Source organism: Variovorax sp. KBS0712, assembly GCF_006323185.2.
Lineage (GTDB): Bacteria > Pseudomonadota > Gammaproteobacteria > Burkholderiales > Burkholderiaceae_C > Variovorax > Variovorax boronicumulans.
Genome location: NZ_VCCD02000001.1, coordinates 408,456 through 425,040, shown reverse-complemented (window position 1 = coordinate 425,040; position 16,585 = coordinate 408,456). Strand labels below are relative to the sequence as shown.

The 16,585-nt window shown below is 69.0% G+C and carries 17 protein-coding genes and 1 riboswitch; of the genes, 4 read left to right on the top strand and 13 right to left on the bottom strand.

All coding sequences use genetic code 11. From position 1 onward, the window contains the following. Window positions 1-38 precede the first annotated feature (38 nt). Complete coding sequence (locus FFI97_RS01915; RefSeq protein ID WP_062478522.1) at window positions 39-704, top strand: DedA family protein; 666 nt, start codon at window positions 39-41, stop codon at window positions 702-704. 72 nt (window positions 705-776) lie between these two features. Here the strand turns inward: FFI97_RS01915 and FFI97_RS01910 are convergent, their stop codons facing one another. Further along, window positions 777-1,067: a glycine zipper domain-containing protein gene (locus FFI97_RS01910; protein ID WP_223301444.1), complete on the bottom strand. Its 291-nt coding sequence runs from the start codon at window positions 1,065-1,067 to the stop codon at window positions 777-779. A gap of 129 nt (window positions 1,068-1,196) precedes the next feature. Continuing rightward, window positions 1,197-1,625: a helix-turn-helix domain-containing protein gene (locus tag FFI97_RS01905; RefSeq protein WP_139699904.1), complete on the bottom strand. Its 429-nt coding sequence runs from the start codon at window positions 1,623-1,625 to the stop codon at window positions 1,197-1,199. 85 nt (window positions 1,626-1,710) lie between these two features. Here FFI97_RS01905 and FFI97_RS01900 point away from each other — a divergent pair, with 85 nt between their 5' ends. Together FFI97_RS01900 and FFI97_RS01895 are read left to right on the top strand one after the other, a co-directional pair. Further along, on the top strand, window positions 1,711-2,580 hold the full coding sequence (locus FFI97_RS01900; RefSeq protein ID WP_139699903.1) for a class I SAM-dependent methyltransferase: 870 nt from the start codon (window positions 1,711-1,713) through the stop codon (window positions 2,578-2,580). After that, on the top strand, window positions 2,573-3,073 hold the full coding sequence (locus FFI97_RS01895) for a DUF2938 domain-containing protein (protein ID WP_139699902.1): 501 nt from the start codon (window positions 2,573-2,575) through the stop codon (window positions 3,071-3,073). The genes FFI97_RS01900 and FFI97_RS01895 overlap by 8 nt, the downstream gene beginning before the upstream one ends. 1 nt (window position 3,074) lies before the next feature. Here FFI97_RS01895 and FFI97_RS01890 read toward each other — a convergent pair whose 3' ends face one another. Both FFI97_RS01890 and tsaE read right to left on the bottom strand, forming a co-directional pair. Continuing rightward, complete coding sequence (locus FFI97_RS01890) at window positions 3,075-4,568, bottom strand: N-acetylmuramoyl-L-alanine amidase (RefSeq protein WP_144004346.1); 1,494 nt, start codon at window positions 4,566-4,568, stop codon at window positions 3,075-3,077. Continuing rightward, a complete protein-coding gene (gene tsaE / locus FFI97_RS01885; RefSeq protein ID WP_056579690.1) occupies window positions 4,565-5,059 on the bottom strand; it encodes a tRNA (adenosine(37)-N6)-threonylcarbamoyltransferase complex ATPase subunit type 1 TsaE in 495 nt (164 codons plus the stop codon). The genes FFI97_RS01890 and tsaE overlap by 4 nt, the downstream gene beginning before the upstream one ends. Here tsaE and queG point away from each other — a divergent pair. Next, on the top strand, window positions 5,045-6,127 hold the full coding sequence (queG, locus tag FFI97_RS01880; RefSeq protein ID WP_185993542.1) for a tRNA epoxyqueuosine(34) reductase QueG: 1,083 nt from the start codon (window positions 5,045-5,047) through the stop codon (window positions 6,125-6,127). The genes tsaE and queG overlap by 15 nt on opposite strands. Here the strand turns inward: queG and arsC are convergent. From arsC to FFI97_RS01835, 9 genes are all read right to left on the bottom strand, one after another. Next, a complete protein-coding gene (gene arsC / locus FFI97_RS01875; protein ID WP_062473487.1) occupies window positions 6,124-6,504 on the bottom strand; it encodes an arsenate reductase (glutaredoxin) in 381 nt (126 codons plus the stop codon). The two genes, queG and arsC, sit on opposite strands and share 4 nt — an antisense overlap. Window positions 6,505-6,535: 31 nt before the next feature. After that, window positions 6,536-7,237, bottom strand: coding sequence for a glutathione S-transferase family protein (locus FFI97_RS01870; protein ID WP_062473484.1), 702 nt, complete (start codon window positions 7,235-7,237; stop codon window positions 6,536-6,538). Between the two features lie 41 nt (window positions 7,238-7,278). Further along, the gene (locus FFI97_RS01865; protein WP_062473480.1) at window positions 7,279-7,791 is read right to left on the bottom strand and encodes a 6,7-dimethyl-8-ribityllumazine synthase; all 513 of its coding nucleotides are present in this window, start codon (window positions 7,789-7,791) and stop codon (window positions 7,279-7,281) included. 113 nt (window positions 7,792-7,904) lie between these two features. Beyond that, a riboswitch (FMN riboswitch) is annotated at window positions 7,905-8,063 on the bottom strand. Between the two features lie 97 nt (window positions 8,064-8,160). Further along, complete coding sequence (locus FFI97_RS01860) at window positions 8,161-10,341, bottom strand: TonB-dependent siderophore receptor (protein WP_139699900.1); 2,181 nt, start codon at window positions 10,339-10,341, stop codon at window positions 8,161-8,163. Window positions 10,342-10,655: 314 nt separating this feature from the next. Beyond that, complete coding sequence (locus FFI97_RS01855; protein ID WP_139699899.1) at window positions 10,656-11,750, bottom strand: DNA glycosylase AlkZ-like family protein; 1,095 nt, start codon at window positions 11,748-11,750, stop codon at window positions 10,656-10,658. A gap of 320 nt (window positions 11,751-12,070) precedes the next feature. Then, a complete protein-coding gene (locus FFI97_RS01850) occupies window positions 12,071-12,949 on the bottom strand; it encodes a sugar phosphate isomerase/epimerase family protein (RefSeq protein ID WP_139706943.1) in 879 nt (292 codons plus the stop codon). Between the two features lie 8 nt (window positions 12,950-12,957). Further along, the gene (locus FFI97_RS01845) at window positions 12,958-14,145 is read right to left on the bottom strand and encodes a dihydrodipicolinate synthase family protein (RefSeq protein ID WP_139706937.1); all 1,188 of its coding nucleotides are present in this window, start codon (window positions 14,143-14,145) and stop codon (window positions 12,958-12,960) included. Window positions 14,146-14,157: 12 nt separating this feature from the next. After that, window positions 14,158-15,333 (bottom strand): Gfo/Idh/MocA family protein, encoded by a 1,176-nt coding sequence (locus tag FFI97_RS01840; RefSeq protein ID WP_139706938.1) that lies wholly within the window; start codon window positions 15,331-15,333, stop codon window positions 14,158-14,160. Window positions 15,334-15,462: 129 nt separating this feature from the next. Continuing rightward, entirely contained in the window at window positions 15,463-16,446 is a 984-nt protein-coding gene (locus FFI97_RS01835; RefSeq protein ID WP_139706941.1) for a tripartite tricarboxylate transporter substrate binding protein, read from the bottom strand. Window positions 16,447-16,585: the final 139 nt, after the last annotated feature.

The window sequence follows — 16,585 nt, the reverse complement described above, 5'->3', positions numbered from 1 at the left end:
GAAAAGGTGCGGCATGCCAACAAGGATAATCCGCGCCCATGGAAATCATCAGCTTTCTCGTCGACTTCATCCTTCACGTCGACAAACACCTCGAGGCCTTCGTGGTCGCCTACGGCCCCTGGGTCTATGCGCTGCTGTTCCTGATCGTGTTCGTCGAGACCGGCGCGGTGGTCATGCCGTTCCTGCCGGGCGACTCGCTGCTCTTCATCGTCGGCGCGTTGTGCGGCGTGGGGCTCATGAGTTTTCCGCTGGCCTGCGGCATCCTGATCGCGGCGGCCATCCTGGGCGACCAGTGCAACTACTCGATCGGGCGCTACTTCGGGCCCAAGGTCTTCCAGTGGGAGAACTCGCGCTTCTTCAACCGCAAGGCCTTCGACCAGGCCCACAGCTTCTACGAACGCTACGGCGGCATCACCATCGTGCTCGCGCGCTTCATGCCGTTCATTCGCACCTTCGCGCCGTTCGTGGCCGGCGTGGCCGAGATGAACCGCGCGAAGTTCACGGCCTACAACGTGGGCGGCGCGCTCATCTGGGTGCTGGGCATCGCCACCGCGGGCTACTTCTTCGGCAACCTGCCGTTCGTGCGCCAGCACCTGGACAAGATCATCTGGGCGCTGATCTTCGTGCCCGGCCTGCTGGCGATCTTCGGCGCGTGGCGCGCCTCGAAGGCCGAGAAGGCGCGGGCGGCGGCATCGCAGGCCTGAGCGGCCCTCGGCCCGCCCCAGAAAAAAACGCGCCGGAGGGCGCGTTTTTTCGTTGAGGGTTGGAAGGATCAATCAGTAGCGCGGCCCGTTGTCCGGGTAGTAGCCACTGCCGCGCGGGTAGCGTTGCTGGTTGTAGTAGTTGCGCTCGTCGACGTTGCGGCCCACCTGGTTGCCGATGATGCCGCCGATGGCCGCGCCGCCGAGCGTGCTGCCCGTGTTGCCGCCGATCGCATGGCCCACCGCCGCGCCGCCGAGTGCGCCAATGCCGGTGCCGAGGTTCTGGTTCGGACCGCTCGCACAACCTGCCAGCGTCATGACCGAAGTGGCAGCTGCAGCGGCGATCCAGAGACGTGTCTTCAACATGAGGTCCACCTTTCGAGAGTGATGGCTCATCATGGTCAAAAGTATGCATTTCGCGGTGTAGGAGCCTGCCGCGCTTGCCTGTGCGCAGGGGCGCGTGTTGCGGAACGCAACGCCTGAAAGCGGGTGTGGCTAGGGGGTTCGCGGCTTCGGCGCCTTCTTCTTCGGGGCTTCCAGCGCGCCCGACGACGCGGCCCGCAGGATGCGGCGGAAGGTAGGGCATTCCATGTGGCTGGGCGCGGGGCAGACCGCCGCATGCCGCAGGCCGTCGCGCATCGCCGTGAGCTGGCGGATCGTGCGGTCGAGGTCCTGCGCCTTGTCCGCGAGCAGTTGCCGGTCGATGCGCGGCTTGCCTTCGGGCGAGAACATGTGGCCGATTTCCTCCAGCGAGAAACCGGCGGCGCGCCCCAGCGCGATGAGCGCCAGCCGCTCCAGCACCTCGGGCGCGAACACGCGGCGCAGGCCGTGCCGGCCGGTCGAGGCGATCAGCCCTTTTTCTTCATAGAAGCGCAGCGTCGAGGCGGGAACGCCGGCGCGTTGCGCGACTTCCGAAATGTCCATGTGCCGGCCCCCTCTTGACTTCAAGTCGACTTGAATTGGCACAGTCTAGCTCTCGCCGCTTGAAGGCACCTGAAGGAAAACGATCATGGACGACACATCTCCCGCCAATGCCGAACAGGCCGCCTTGTGGAACGGCCACGCCGGCAGCGCCTGGGTCCGGACGCAGGCCGTGCTCGACGCGATGTTCCAGCCGCTCGAAGCGCGGCTGAGCGACGCGGTGCGCACCGTGGGCGCCAACCGCGTGCTCGACGTCGGCTGCGGTACCGGCCGCACGACGCTCGCCGTGGCGCGGCAACTCGGCCCGACCGGCCAGTGCCTCGGCGTCGACATCTCGGCGCCGATGATCGAGGCGGCGAAGGCCCGCGCCGCGCGCGAGGTGCTCCCGTCGGCCCGCTTCGTCTGCGCCGACGTGCAGGGCCACGCCTTCGAGCCGGCCGCGTTCGACACGGTCATCTCGCGCCTGGGCGTGATGTTCTTCGACGACCCGGTGCGGGCCTTCACGAACCTGCGGCATGCCGCGACGGAGGGCGCGGCCCTGCGCTGCATCGCCTGGCGCGGCGGGGCCGACAACCCGTTCATGACGACTGCCGAGCGCGCCGCCGCGCCGCTGCTGCCCGGCCTGCCGCCGCGCCAGCCGAACGCACCGGGCCAGTTCGCGTTCGCCGACCGCGCGCGGGTGGCGGGCATCCTCGCGGCGAGCGGATGGGGCGAGGTCGACATCCAGCCCTTCGAGGTCGAATGCGCGTTCCCCGCGACGGCGCTGGCCGACTACTTCACGCGGCTCGGGCCGGTCGGCCTGGTCCTGCAGGAGGTGGATGCCGCGACGCGCGCGCAGGTCGTCGAGACGCTGCATGCCGCCTTCGCGCCCTATGTGCAGGGCGACGACGTGCGCTTTGTCGCGGCCTGCTGGATGATCGCGGCGCGCGCGCCGGGGCAGGAGCGTGGCCATGTCTGAAGCGGCTGAATGCGCGCTGCGCACGCTGTGGATCGGCGTCGGCGCGACCGTGGTGATGGACCTGTGGGCCGTGCTGCGCCAGCGCCTGTTCGGCATTCCCTCGCTGGACTACGCGCTCGTGGGCCGCTGGCTCGTGCACCTGACGCGCGGGCGCTTCTTTCACGACCCCATCGGCAAGTCGCCGCGCGTGGCGGGCGAGGGCGTCATCGGCTGGACTGCGCACTACCTGCTCGGCATCGCGTTCGCGGCCGTGCTGCTCGCAGGCTGGGGATTGGAATGGGCGCGCCAGCCGACGCTGGTGCCTGCGTTGATCGTCGGCATCGGCACTGTGCTCGTGCCGTTCTGCGTGATGCAGCCCGCGATGGGCGCGGGCTTTGCGGCGCGCCGCACGCCGCGCCCTGCGATGGCGCGGTTCCAGAGCCTGATCACGCACAGCGTCTTCGGCGTCGGTCTTTACCTGGCCGCGTGGGTCGCCCGCGTGGCGGGCTTCTAGCCTAGAGCTGCCGGCTGCGCGCGAGCGGCGGGTTCTGCGCGAAGTAGCGCTGGATGCCGCGCATCAGCGCGTCGGCCAGGTTCTCCTGGTAGTCGGCGCGGCGCAGGTTGGCTTCTTCCTCGGGGTTGCTGATGAAGGCCGTTTCGACCAGCACGCTCGGGATGTCGGGCGCCTTCAGCACCGCGAAGCCGGCCTGCTCGACCTGCGCCTTGTGCAGCCGCGCGCCGATGCCCTTGATCTCGCCGAGCATCGCGCCGCCGAGCTTCAGGCTGTCGTTGATCTGCGCGGTGGTGCTCATGTCGAGCAGCGCTCGCTGCACCTGCGCCTCGTGGTTGCCCACGTTCACGCCGCCGACCTTGTCGGCGTCGTTCTCCTTGTTGGCCAGCCAGCGCGCGGCGCTGCTGGAGGCGCCGCTCTGGCTCAGCGCGAACACGCTGGCGCCGCGCGCGGCGGGCGTGGTGAAGGCGTCGGCGTGGATGCTCACGAACAGGTCGGCCTGCACGCGCCGCGCCTTCTGCACGCGCACGCCCAGCGGCACGAAGAAGTCGGCGTCGCGCGTGAGAAAGGCGCGCATCGGGCTGCCGTTGACGCTGGCCGCGTTGATGCGCTCGCGCAGGCGGTGCGCCACCTGCAGCACGATGTCTTTCTCGCGCGTGCCGTTCGGGCCGATGGCGCCGGGGTCTTCACCGCCGTGGCCGGGGTCGAGCGCCACGATGATGATGCGGTCGGTGCGGCTGGCCGTGGCGCGCGGCGGCGGGCCGGGCGGCGTCACGGGCCGGGCCGGGGGCGCCGCGGCCACGACGGGCGGCGGTGCCGGCGGCAGCGGCATGCCGCCAGGCGGCAGGGCCGGTGCGGGGCCGGAGGGCGCGGGGCGCGCGGCCTGCTGCGCCATCAGGTCGCCCAGCGGGTCGCCGGGTGGCATGGCGGGGCGCACGGGCGCGGGGGCCGGCGACGGTGCGGCGGGGGCGGTGGCGACGACCGGGCCGTTGCTGGGGGCGGTGGTGCTGCTGCCGTTCTTGGGCGCATCGCGCAGCCGCTCGGCGATCAGCGCTTCCATCGGGTCGATGGCCTGCTCGGGGTACAGGTCGAGCACCAGCCGGTGCTTGTAAGCGGCCACGGGCGCCAGCGAGAACACCTGCGGGCGCACGGTCTGCTTCAGGTCGAACACGATGCGCACCACCTTCGGTGCGTTCTGCCCGATGCGCAGGCCGTTGATGTACGGGTCGCCGGGCTTGATCTTGCCGACCAGGTCGCGCAGCTCGGTGTTGAGGTCGATGCCCTCGATGTCCACGGCCAGCCGGGGCGGGCTGCCGACCACGAGCTGCTGCGAGTTGAGGCGGGCGTCGGACTCGATGGTCACGCGGGTGTAGTCGGCGGCGGGCCACACGCGCACGGCGAGGATGCTGGCGCCGCGCGCGATCTGGTGCACGCCCAGCATCAGCGCGATGCTGCCGCCTTGCAGCAGCACGCGCCGTTTCAGGCCGGTCGCCTTCATGCGGCCAGGCACGCCAGCAGATCGCTGCCGCGAGGGGTGTTCGCCAGGAGGGTCACGCTGCGGGTGTCGTCGGTCATTGCTTCTATTTTAATAGCTAGGTCGGCAGGTGGGGTGCGCCCCGCGGCGTTTTCCGGCCACTCGGCCAGCTTGAGGCCGGGGCCCGCGAAGATGTCGCGGAAGCCCGCGTCGTCCCATTCGCGCGGGTCGGCGAAACGGTAGAAGTCGAAGTGGTAGATGGCCAGCCCGTCGGGCGCCTCGTGCGGTTCGACCACCGCGTAGGTGGGGCTCTTGATGCGCCCGGTGATGCCCAGCGCGCGCAGCAGGTGGCGCACGAAGGTGGTCTTGCCGGCGCCCAGGTCGCCCTGCAGCGCGATGAATGCGTCGCGCAACGCGGGCGATGCGGCGAGCGCGCGCGCCAGCGCGTCGGTGTCGTCTTCGCCCTGCCAGCGCAGGGTGCGCGTTTCTACAATCGGCAAGTGATCGTCAGCCATCCACTCGTTGCTCGTATTCAGGCCTTGGCCCGGGAACTCGGATTCTCCCAAATCGGAATCGCGGGCGTCGATCTGTCGAGCGCCGAAGACGGTCTGATGCAATGGCTGGCCCATGGGTTCCATGGAGAAATGCAATACATGGCAACGCACGGCACGCGCCGCGCGCGGCCGGCGGAGCTGGTGCCGGGCACGGTGAGCGTGATCACCGCGCGCATGGACTACCTGCCGCGCGACACCGACGCCGAGTGGCAGGCCATCGAGTTCGACCGGCTGCGCCGGCCCGGCGAGGCCATCGTGTCGCTGTACGCGCGGGGCCGCGACTATCACAAGGTGCTGCGCAACCGCCTGGCCAAACTGGCCGAGAAGATCGCCGAAGAGGTCGGCCCCTTCGGCCACCGCGCCTTCACCGATTCGGCGCCGGTGCTCGAGGCCGAGCTGGCCTCGCGCAGCGGCCAGGGCTGGCGCGGCAAGCACACGCTGGTGCTCGACCGCGACGCGGGCTCGATGTTCTTCCTGGGCGAAATCTACGTCGACATGGCGCTGCCGCCGAGCGAGCCCGTCAGCGCGCACTGCGGCAGCTGCAGCGCCTGCATCGACGTGTGCCCGACGCGCGCCATCGTCGCGCCGCAGCGGCTCGATGCGCGCCGCTGCATCTCGTACTTGACGATCGAGCACGCCGGCGCCATTCCGGTGGAACTGCGCCCGCTCATGGCCAACCGCATCTACGGCTGCGACGATTGCCAGCTGATCTGCCCCTGGAACAAGTTCGCGAAGAAGAGCACGCTGCCCGACTTCGACGCGCGCGAGGGGCTCACGGGCCGCACGCTGGCCGAGCTGTTCGCGTGGAGCGAGGAAGACTTCCTGCGCCGCACCGAAGGCAGCCCGATCCGCCGCATCGGCCACGAGCGCTGGCTGCGCAACATCGCGGTGGCGCTGGGCAATGCGGTGCGCTCAGGCGAGGGCGGCGCGAAGGAAGCGCTGGCCACGCGCGCCGAACATCCGAGCGAACTGGTGCGCGAGCATGTCGCGTGGGGGCTGGCGCAGCAGCCCGAAGATCAACCGATTTAAGCGGGAAGAATCTCGCGCACGCGTTCCCACGGCCGGCACATGAGCGTGCCGCGCGGCGACACCACGATCGGGCGCTGCAGCAGGATCGGGTGTTCCACGATCGCGTCGAACAGCTGGTCGTCCGTCAGTTTCTCGTCCGCCAGCTTCAGTTCTTCGTAAGGCGCCTCCTTCGTGCGCAGCAGGTCGCGCGCCGTCAGGCCCATGGCCTTCGCCAGCTCGCGCAGCTTCTTCTTCGAGGGCGGCGTTTCCAGGTACAGGACGATCTCGGGCTCCACGCCGCTTTCGCGGATCAAGCCCAGCACGTTGCGCGACGTGCTGCAGTTGGGCTTGTGGTAGATCGTCATCGGGTAGGCGGTGGTCGGTGTGCGTGCGGTCATGGCGTCGATTATGAGAAGAGACGAACGGGCCTCAGCTTGTCTCTTCGTCCGCATCCATCGAGAACGGAAAGCGCGCCGCCCAGAACGCCGCCAGCCGCGGGTCGGCGTCCACGCGCCGCACCACGCGCGCCATGCGCGGCGCCACGCGGTAGAAGCGCCGGCGGGTCGGCGTCCAGCGCGACACCACGGTCACGTACAGGTCGAGCATGCTGAGCTTGTCGCCGAGCAGGTAGGGCGAAGGTTCGTCGATCTGCGTGTCCATGAGGTGCCAGCAGTGCGCGATGCGCGCGGCCGTGCGCTCGAGCACCACGGCCTGCGCGGCGGCATCGGCCGCGAGGCGCGACGGCTCGTCGCGCACCCAGAACATCGAATAGATCGAGGCCGGCAGGTAGACCATCCAGCGCAGGTACTGCGCGCGGCGCGGGTCGCCGGGCGCGGGGCAGAGCCCGGCCTCGGGATAGCGGTCGCCCAGCCAGATGAGGATGGCCGCGCTCTCGGTCATGACTTCGCCCGAAGGCAGCACGAGCGCGGGCACCTGCTGCATCGGGTTGACGCCGGTCAGTCGCTCGCGCTCGGATTCGCCCTCCCAGGGGGCGATGTCGACCGTGTCGACCTGCGCGCCGATCAGCGTCAGCGCGGCGTGGATGGGCGTGGCGCCCGAGCCGGGCGCCCCATAGAGGGTGTAGCGGTCGGCGGCTGCTGCTGCGACCGCCGGGGCGGATGGAGAGGCCATCCGCGCAGGTTACTGCAGGCGTGCGCCTCTTGCCAACCCGCTCAGGCGGCCAGCAGCGCGTCGACCTTGTCCAGCGCCTCGAGCGTCTTGAAGCAGGCCTCGGCCACTTCCGTGCCCTTGACCGCGAAGTGGCGATGGAAGTACTTGCGGTGCTCCACGTGCTCGTGGAAGTGGTGCGGCGTGAGCACGGCCGAGAAGATCGGCACGTCGGTCTCCAGCTGCAGCGACATCAGCGTGCTGACGACGGTGTTGGCGACGAACTCGTGGCGGTAGATGCCGCCGTCCACCACCAGCGCGCAGCCGATGATGGCCGCGTACTTGCCCGAGTTGGCCAGGCGCTTGGCGTGCAGCGGAATCTCGAAGGCGCCGGGCACATCGAAGATGTCGATGAGCTCGCGTGCCACGCCGAGCCGCGCCATCTCTTCGAGAAAGGCGTCGCGTGCCTGGTGGACGATGTCGGAATGCCATTGCGCCTCGACGAATGCGATGCGCTGGCCGCGCGGCGAACCCGATGCGGTGACGGCAGAAAGGGGAAGGTCGTTGATCTGACTCATGGTGTGCCTCTTGAAAGCAGGTTTCCTGAATCAGGGCGCACGAAACCACAGGCCCGCTCGCGCGCCGGTTTGCCCAAAAAGAGCAAAGCAAGGCGCGCGGGCATGCCCGCATTTCGCGCTCTCTTTCATCCGGACTGTGACCGTCGGCTTCGGAATCGCACCGAAATCTGCTGACCCTCGGACCTGTGGCAGGCCTAAGGCGCTCGCGGGCTTGTGCAACTTTCGTTGCCATCACCGCCGGTGGGGAATTGCACCCCGCCCTGAGAACGCTTGCCGTCCGGCAAACCGGACGACGGCGCGATTCTAGAAGCACGCCGCCGGGCCGGTTGTCGCCCGCGCGCCAGACCTTCGAGCGCGCGGGGATTTGCTTCAGAAGCGGTACGTCGCGCTCGCGGTCAGGGTACGGCGCTGGCCGTAGAAGCAGTCGCCGCGCGCCAAGCAGGTGGTGATCTGCACCTTGTCGGTCAGGTTGGCTACGTTGAGCGCCAGGCGCAGCGGGCCGTTGTCCCATGCGAACATCGCGTCGAACAGCGTGACCGCGGGCGCGGGGTTGCTGTCCATGCCGTCGTACGACTTGCCCAGGTAGCGCACGCCGCCGCCGGCCGAGAAGCCGTGCAGGCCGCCGATCGAGAAGCGCTTCGTCACCCAGGCCGAGGCCGTGTGCTTGGGCACGCCCGAGATGCGCTTGCCCAGGTCGGAGCCGTTGCTCTTTGACACGCGTGCGTCGGTGTAGGCGTACGAGGCGATCCAGTCCCAGTCGCGCGCGATGCTGCCCTTGTACTCGAGCTCCAGGCCCTTCACGTGCACTTCGCCGAGCTGCACGCTGTTGAGCGGGTTGGTCGGGTCGGTGGTCTTGCGGTTGGTGTCGCGCAGGTCGTACACGGCCGCCATGAACGAGGTGCGTTGGCCCGCGGGTTCCCACTTCACGCCGGCTTCCCACTGCTTGCCGCGCTGCGGCTTGAAGGGGTTGTTCGACGTGTCGACGCCGCCCAGCGGCAGGAACGATTCGGCATAGCTCAGGTACGGTGCCCAGCCGCCGTCGGCCAGGTAGACCAGGCCGGCGCGCTTGGTGGTGGCCTTGTCGTCGGCCGCCGCGGCGGGGCGGCCTTCGGTGTCGGTGGTGGCCTTGTCGTGGCGCAGGCCCAGCAGGCCGATCCAGCGGCCGTACTTGACCTGGTCCTGCACGTACAGGCCCGCCTGCTTCTGCACCACCTCGGGTGCGCGCGTGTAGCTGGTGGGGGCCGTGTAGTTGCCGTACACCGGCGCGTACACGTCGAGCGCGCCCGCACGGCCGCGGCCCGAGAGCTTGGAGGTGGTGTTGCGCTGGAAGTCGGCGCCCAGCAGCAGCGTGTGCTCGACCTCGCCGGTCCTGAAGTGCGCCTCGGCCTGGTTGTCGAGCAGCAGCATCTTGCCGCCGTTGATGTCGCTGCTCAGGTCGCGCTCGATGGTGCGCTGGTCGGCGTTGAACACCGGGCGCGCCGGACGGCCCGTGAGGCGGTTGGCCGTGAAGCTGGTGTACGAGGTGTTGTACCAGACCTTGCTCTCGGTCGAGCGCAGGTTCTGGCGCACCGTCCAGGTGTCGTTGATGCGGTGGCTGAACAGGTAGCCCAGCGAGGTGCTGCGCGTGTCGAAGCGGTCGAAGCCCGGCTCGCCGGTGAAGGTCGAGGTCGGGATGCGGCCGTACAGCGAAGGCAGCAGCGTGCCCTGCCACGGGAAGAAGCCGATCAGCGAGCCGCTCTTGTCCTTCTGGTAGGACGCCTGCAGCGTGAGCGAGGTGTCGGCGTTCGGGCGCCAGGTGAGCGAGGGGGCGATCGCGATGCGGTCGTCCGACACATGGTCGACCTGCGTGCCGCTGTCGCGGTTTACGGCCACGAGGCGGTACATCCACTTGCTCTCGGGATCGAGCGAGCCGGTGAAATCGGCGGCGATCTGCTTGCGCGCGTTGTTGCCCAGCTGCAGCTGCACCTCTCGCTGGGTCTCGGCCTGCGGGCGCTTCGACACGAGGTTGAGCACGCCACCGATGCCGCCCTGGCCGTAGAGCACCGACGACGGGCCGCGCAGCAGCTCCACGCGCTCCAGCATGTACGGGTCGGGCCTGCTGGCGTTGTAGGTGCCGTAGGTGCGTTGCAGGCCGTCGAGGTACTGCACGGCGTCGCCGCCGCGGGCCTTGAACGAATCCACGCGGCTGTCGAAGTAGCTCGACACCACGCCGGCCGTGTAGTTGGTGGTCTCGCGCAGGGTGAGTGCGCCCTGGGCTTCGATCTGGTCGCGCGTGACGACCGAGATGGCCTGCGGCGTCTCGATCAGCGGCGTGTCGGTCTTGGTGGCCGTGCTGCCGCGCCTGGCGACGAAGCCCGTCACGGGGCCGGTGGCGGTCTCGCCGGCATCGCCCGAGACGGTGACGGTGGGCAGCGCCTGCCGCGTTTCGGCAGCAGCGGCTTCTTGCGCGTGGGCATGTGCGCTGGCGGCAAGCGCCACGGCGGTGACCGCGAGCGAGGCATAGCCCCGCCGCGTGCGCGGCGTTCCGGGGCGGCGATTCTTGAGTGTCATGTGCAGCTTCTCCTGTGTCCTGCTTCGGACGTGTCTAGGGCGGGGGAGTGGCTGCGGCGCGGTCAGGCGCGCCATGGCTTCTCGGGTGCGATCGAAAAAAACGGAAACGAACGAGCGCGTGCCGTGGCGCATTCCGAAAGGAAAGCGCATCCGGCTTGTGTTGTGTGTCTACGGCGTCGTGGGGGCAGTGGCCGGGGGCGACGACGGGATGTGTCGTCGCTCGGGCTGCTGCGTCTTCGTTCCTTCGAAGACGGCTGGCGGGCTCGCGGCGGGCGCGGGCGGCTGGCTGAGGCGGGCGATTATAAAAGGCCGCGTCAGCGGCCTGCGAGGAACTGCGTCATGCGGTGCAGTTCCTCGTCGAGGCCCGTGCGGAAGGCCGCGCCGTGCGGCTTCTTCGCATTGGCATAACCGAAGGCGGGCTGCAACCGACCTTCAGGCGCACTCACATTGGCCCACCCGATCACGCGGTCGTGCCACAGCATCGGCAGCGCGTAGTAGCCGAACTGCCGTTTCGGCGCGGGCGTGTAGGCCTCGAACTTGTACGTCCAGCCCCACAGCAGCTCGAAGCGGCGGCGGTCCCACACCACCGGGTCGAAGGGCGCGAGCAGCCGCACCGCGTCGTCGGGCGCATGGCGGCGCGAGACGGGGTTCTCGTCGGCGGGCCAGTACCACGTCGTGCCGTCGATGCGGCAACTGGCCAGTTCCTCGCGCGCCAGCCGCAGCGCCGCCTGCGTCTGCGCGGCCAGGTGCGGCGCGCCGTAGCCGAGCAGACGCACGAGGTAGGTCAGGCTCGTGGCCGGCAGCGGCGCGTACTTGCGCACCACCAGTTCGATGAGCGCCGCCGCACGCTGCGCGCGCCCGGCGGGGCTGTCGTCGGCGGGCGGATGGCTCACCGCTTCATAGACCCGCGTGCCGCTGTCGCGCCGCACCACGCGCAGCAGGCCCCGGTAGTGCATGCCGTCGAGCAGGTGCGTGGTGGCGTTGCTGGAGCCGCCCCAGTAGTTCTGGATGCGGCCGTGCGCGAAGTGCTGCTCGACCTGGCGCGGATGCACCGGGCCGTGCTCGCGCACATAGGCCAACACGTCGGCGGCCTTGCGGCGCGTGTCGGCGTCCCAGGTTTTCTTGGCCTCGCGCGGATGCATCAGTGCCAGGTGCTCGCGCGGCAGGAAGCCGTAGTTGACGAGGCAGTCTTCCTCGATCGCGAGCCGCGCGTAGCGGCTTTCGAGATCGCCCGCGCGGTAGTCCTTCACGCGGTGGCGCAGCGTGAGGTCTTGCGCACGCGCCGGCGCACGGATCGGGTCGGCCTGCACGAAGCCGAGCTTGCGGATGGCGGCGGGCAGCGTCGTCGGCGTGAAGAGGGTGCGCGCGACGGCGTAGCGGCGCAGGTCGTCGAGGGTCGGGTCAGCCATGCTGCGGATTGCAGCACAGGTCGCCGCTTTTCGCTTCGTGGCGAGTTGCTGTTCAGGGCGTCGCTCCCGCCGACGAGGCACCTTGCTCCGCGAATGTCCCCCGGCCTGCGGCCTCCTCCTTGATTTCGCTGCGCAAGGCACCTCATCGACGTGAGCGGGTTCAGCGTGCGTGTTGATCGGGCCGCACAACGACCGCGCCCACCGTGCTCAGGACACTGGGTGCTTCCCGCAGCGAAATCAAGGAGGAGGGGCGAAGCCCCGGGGGACATTCGCGGAGGGAAGTACCCGGTGGCCTGGGCGCGCGCCCTGAACAGCAGCGCTCAGACGGCAGTCTTGTGCCGCTCGATGCAAACGTCGAGCGTCTCCGCCCCAGTCCGTTGCCACCAGTCCAGATTCGAAAAAATCTCGACCTCGCTGAACCCCGCAAACCCCGCGTCCTCGACCCAGCCGCGGATCTTCTTCAGCTCGACCACGCCATCACCCATCATCCCGCGATCGGAGAGCAGGTCGCGCGTCGGCGTGAGCCAGTCGCAGACGTGGTACGCCAGCAGCCGCTCACGGCCGGCGCGGGCGATCTGCTGCTGCAGCTTCGGGTCCCACCACACGTGGTAGATGTCGAGCGCCACGCCGAGCATGCCGGTCTTGCCCGCATCGAGTTCGTCGCACAGGTCGAGCGCGTGTTCGAGCGTGTTGATGCACGCGCGGTCGGCCGCTTGCATCGGATGCAGGGGCTCGATGGCCAGCGGCATGCCGATCTCGCGCGCGTATTCGAGTGAGGCGGCAATGCCGTCGCGCACCTCGTTGCGCGCGCGGGCGATGTCCTTGTACGCCGCCTTGCCGTCGAGCGCGCCGGGCAGGGCGCCGACGACCAGCACGAGGCAGGGCGCGTCGAGCGTCTTCGCCTCATCGATGGCGCGGCGGTTGTCGTCGAGCGCGGCCTTCAGGCCGGCCGCATCGGGCGCCGGAAAGAAGCCGCCGCGGCAGTAGCCCGAGAGGCCGATGCCGTGCGCCTTCAATTGCTTCGCCACCTTGTCGAGCCCGACGGCCGCGACCTGGTCGCGCCACGGGCTGATGGCGCGGATGCCGCGTTCGGCGCACTGGTCGATGAGGCGGTCCAGCGGCACCTCGGCGCCCGACTGCTTGCGGATGGTCGCCGTGTTGATCGACAGCCAGTCGTGGTTCTGCGAAAAGTCGCGCATGGTCGCCATCAGCCTTCCACGCCGTGCAGCGCCAGCAGCGTCTTCATGCGCCGCACCGCGAGTTCCGGCTGCTCCAGCAGGTTGGCTGCATCCGCGAGACGGAAGAGTTCAGCGAAGTGCTGCAGCGAGCGCGTGCTCTGCTGCCCGCCCACCATCGTGAAGTGCTTCTGGTGGCCGTTGAGCCAGGCCATGAACACCACGCCCGTCTTGTAGAAGCGCGTGGGCGCCGCAAAGATGTGGCGCGACAGCGGCACCGTCGGGCCGAGGATCGCGTGGAACTTCTCGCTGTTGCCTTGTGCCAGTGCACCGAGCGCAGCACTCGCGGCGGGCGCGATGGCGTCGAAGATGCCCAGCAGCGCATCGCTCTTGCCGTGCGTCGGCTCGCTGCCGAAGCCGTCGCCGGCGATCAGCTCGGCGTAGTTGAAGTCGTCGCCCGTGTACATGCGCACGCCCTTCGGCAGGCGGCGGCGCATGGCGATCTCCTTGTCCTTGTCGAGCAGCGAGATCTTGATGCCGTCGACCTTGTCCGGGTGCGCCGCGATGATGCTCAGCGCCGTGTCCATGGCCGCATCGACATTCTTCGTGCCCCAGTAGCCCGCGAGCGCCGGGTCGAACATGTCGCCCAGCCAATGCAGCACCACGGGTTGCTTCGCCTGGCGCAGGATGCGGTCGTACACGCGCTCGTAGTCTGCGGGGCTTTTTGCCACGCGGGCCAACGCACGGCTCGCCATCACGATCAGCTTGCCGCCGAGCGCTTCGATGGCGGCCATCTGTTCTTCGTAGCCGCGGATCACGTCGTCGACGCTCTTCACGTCGTCGATGTTCAGGTGGTCGGTGCCACAGCCCGAGGCGACGAGCGCGCCGGGCACGTCCTTCGCTGCATCGAGCGAGCGGCGGATCAGTTCGAGCGACGTGGGCCAGTCGAGGCCCATGCCGCGCTGCGCGGTGTCCATCGCCTCGGCCACGCCCAGGCCCAGCGAGAACAGGTGGCGGCGGTAGGCGATGGTGGTGTCCCAGTCGACCGCGCATTGCAGCCACGGGTCGACGGCGGCGAGCGGGTCGGCCACGACGTGCGCGGCCGAGTAGGCGATGCGGTTGAACTTGACGCCCGCTTCGGGCTTCACCGGCGCGGTGCCGCGCAGGGCGTAGGGCGCGAGTGCGCCGCTCGCGGTGGGGAGGGTCAGCGACAGTGCCATGGCTTTTTTTCTTCAGACCTTCAGCGTGGGCACGTCGATCCAGCGGCGCTCCTGCCACGAGGCGAGCGCGGCCTCGACCAGCTGCACGCCCTTGGCGCCTTCGGGCAGCGTCCACTTGTAGGGCGCGCCTTCCACCACGTGGCGGATGAAGTGTTCCCACTGGATCTTGAAGCCGTTGTCGTAGACCTGCGAGTCCGGAATCTCCTGCCACTGGTCGAAAAAGTTCATCGTCTGCTTCTCGTCGGGGTTCCACACCGGGCGCGGCGTGGCCACGCGCGACTGGGCGCGGCAGCTCGACAGGCCCGCCACGGCCGAGCCATCGGTGCCGTCGACGTGGAAGGTCACGAGGTCGTCGCGGCGCACGCGCGTGGCCCAGCTCATGTTGAGCTGCGCGATCACCGGCTCGCCGTTGTGGCCCGTGAGTTCGCAGGTGGCGTAGGCCGCGTCGTCGGCGGTGGCCTCGTAGGGCTTGCCGGCTTCGTCCCAGCGCGTGGGGATGTGCGTGGCGCCGATGCACGACACCGACTTCACCTCGCCGAACAGGTTGTCCAGCACGTAGCGCCAGTGGCACATCATGTCCAGGATCATGCCGCCGCCGTCTTCCTTGCGGTAGTTCCAGCTCGGGCGCTGGATGGGCTGCAGGTCGCCCTCGAACACCCAGTAGCCGAACTCCAGGCGCACGCTGAGCATGCGCCCGAAGAAGCCCGCGCGGCGCAGCATGTCGAGCTTGCGCAGGCCGGGCAGGAAGAGCTTGTCCTGCACCGCGCCGTGCTTCAGGCCCGTGGCCTTGCCGGCTTCGTCGGCCAGACGGGCGATCTCGACGGCTTCATTGAGGTTGGTGGCGATCGGCTTCTCGCAGTACACGTGCTTGCCGGCGCGGATGGCCTTGGCCAGCAGCGTGGGGCGCATCTGCGTGGTGCCGGCGTCGAAGAAGACGGTGTCGTCCTTGTTCGCCAGCGCTTGGTCGAGGTCGGTGCCCCAGCGCGGGATGTTGTGGGCCTTGGCGAGTGCTTCCATCTTCTCGGCGTTGCGGCCGATGAGGATCGGGTCGGGCATGACCTTGTCGCCGTTCGACAGCGTCACGCCGCCCTGGGCGCGGATGGCGCAGATGGAGCGGATCAGGTGCTGGTTCATGCCCATGCGTCCGGTGACGCCGTGCATGATGATTCCGAGACGTTGGATGGCCATCGTGGGTTCCTTGGGGAGATGCAGGGGAAAAGAGAAAGGGGCTTCGATCGGCGTGGCGCGTGGCAACGCCGGGGCAGGCCGGGCTGCCCCGCGTGCACGACGCGGCGCGAAACCTCGGCGTGTCTGCTGTTACTGCTGGACCGCGAGGCCCGCGGCCTTCACGAGCTGCGCGTTGCTGGTGATCTCGTCCTTGATGTAGGCGTCGAACTGCTCGGGCTTGAGCGTCCAGGCATCGGCGCCCAGCTTGAGGAAACGCTCCTTCACCTCGGGCGTGGCCAGGGCCTTGACCACTTCGTCGTGCAGGCGGTTGACGACGTCGCGCGGCGTCTTGGCGGGCGCCATCATCCCGATCCAGAAGTTGAACTCGGAGCCGGGCACACCGGCCTCGGTGGTGGTGGGCACGTCGGGCAGGGCGGCGGCGCGCTTGGGCGAGCCCACGGCCAGTGCGAGCAGCTGGCCTTCCTTGATCTGGCCGATGACGGGCGCGATGGGCGAGAAGTAGTAGTCGACACGACCCGACAGCACTTCGGTGACGGCCTCGCCCGATCCCTTGAAGGGAATGTTGGTGGCGTCGATCTTCGCGGCCATCTTGAACTTCTCGGCGTTCAGGTGCGTGGCGCTGCCCTGGCCGGCCGAGGCGAAGTTCATGCTGCCGGGCTTCGCGCGCGCGGCGGCCAGCAGCTGCGGCAGGGTCTTGATGTTCTTGCTGGGCGAGATGACCAGCGCGTTGGGCAGCGACGAGATCGGCGTGACGCCTGCGAAGTCGTGCACCGTGTCGAAGGGCAGCTTGGCGAAGGTCGACGGGCTGACCGTGTGCGACGACGAATGGATCATCACCGTGTAGCCGTCGGGCGCGGCCGTGGCCACGGCCTGCTGGCCGATGGTGCCGCTGGCGCCGCCGCGGTTCTCGATGATCAGCGCTTGGCCCATGCTGGTGCCCATCTTGTCGGCGATGGCGCGGGCAATGATGTCCGTCGTGCTGCCGGCGGCGAAGGGAACGATCACGCGGATCGGCTTGGTGGGGTAGCCGTTCTGCGCGGCCGCCAGGCCCGGCAGCAGGGCGGCCAGGCAGGTCAGCGAGGCCAGGAGGGTGGTGCGTGCAAGTTGCTTCAAGGTTGTCTCCGCGCGGTCGGGCCGCAGTTCTTGAGTCATTAATTCACCATTGAGTGAATTAGTGAATTGTAGGAACGGCTGCGCCGCAGCGTCAACCGACGCTGCTTGGTGAAAACCCGGAGGCGTGGAAAAGGGCGCC

Bases quoted from the DNA above. Each gene is read 5' to 3' on its own strand.
- FFI97_RS01910 (WP_223301444.1), bottom strand. From the start codon at position 1,067: ATGTTGAAGACACGTCTCTGGATCGCCGCTGCAGCTGCCACTTCGGTC.
- FFI97_RS01900 (WP_139699903.1), top strand. From the start codon at position 1,711: ATGGACGACACATCTCCCGCCAATGCCGAACAGGCCGCCTTGTGGAAC.
- FFI97_RS01890 (WP_144004346.1), bottom strand. From the start codon at position 4,568: ATGAAGGCGACCGGCCTGAAACGGCGCGTGCTGCTGCAAGGCGGCAGC.
- FFI97_RS01860 (WP_139699900.1), bottom strand. From the start codon at position 10,341: ATGACACTCAAGAATCGCCGCCCCGGAACGCCGCGCACGCGGCGGGGC.
- FFI97_RS01865 (WP_062473480.1), bottom strand. From the start codon at position 7,791: ATGAGTCAGATCAACGACCTTCCCCTTTCTGCCGTCACCGCATCGGGT.
- FFI97_RS01855 (WP_139699899.1), bottom strand. From the start codon at position 11,750: ATGGCTGACCCGACCCTCGACGACCTGCGCCGCTACGCCGTCGCGCGC.
- FFI97_RS01840 (WP_139706938.1), bottom strand. From the start codon at position 15,333: ATGGCCATCCAACGTCTCGGAATCATCATGCACGGCGTCACCGGACGC.
- arsC (WP_062473487.1), bottom strand. From the start codon at position 6,504: ATGACCGCACGCACACCGACCACCGCCTACCCGATGACGATCTACCAC.
- FFI97_RS01850 (WP_139706943.1), bottom strand. From the start codon at position 12,949: ATGCGCGACTTTTCGCAGAACCACGACTGGCTGTCGATCAACACGGCG.
- tsaE (WP_056579690.1), bottom strand. From the start codon at position 5,059: ATGGCTGACGATCACTTGCCGATTGTAGAAACGCGCACCCTGCGCTGG.
- FFI97_RS01845 (WP_139706937.1), bottom strand. From the start codon at position 14,145: ATGGCACTGTCGCTGACCCTCCCCACCGCGAGCGGCGCACTCGCGCCC.
- FFI97_RS01905 (WP_139699904.1), bottom strand. From the start codon at position 1,625: ATGGACATTTCGGAAGTCGCGCAACGCGCCGGCGTTCCCGCCTCGACG.
- FFI97_RS01915 (WP_062478522.1), top strand. From the start codon at position 39: ATGGAAATCATCAGCTTTCTCGTCGACTTCATCCTTCACGTCGACAAA.
- FFI97_RS01895 (WP_139699902.1), top strand. From the start codon at position 2,573: ATGTCTGAAGCGGCTGAATGCGCGCTGCGCACGCTGTGGATCGGCGTC.
- FFI97_RS01870 (WP_062473484.1), bottom strand. From the start codon at position 7,237: ATGGCCTCTCCATCCGCCCCGGCGGTCGCAGCAGCAGCCGCCGACCGC.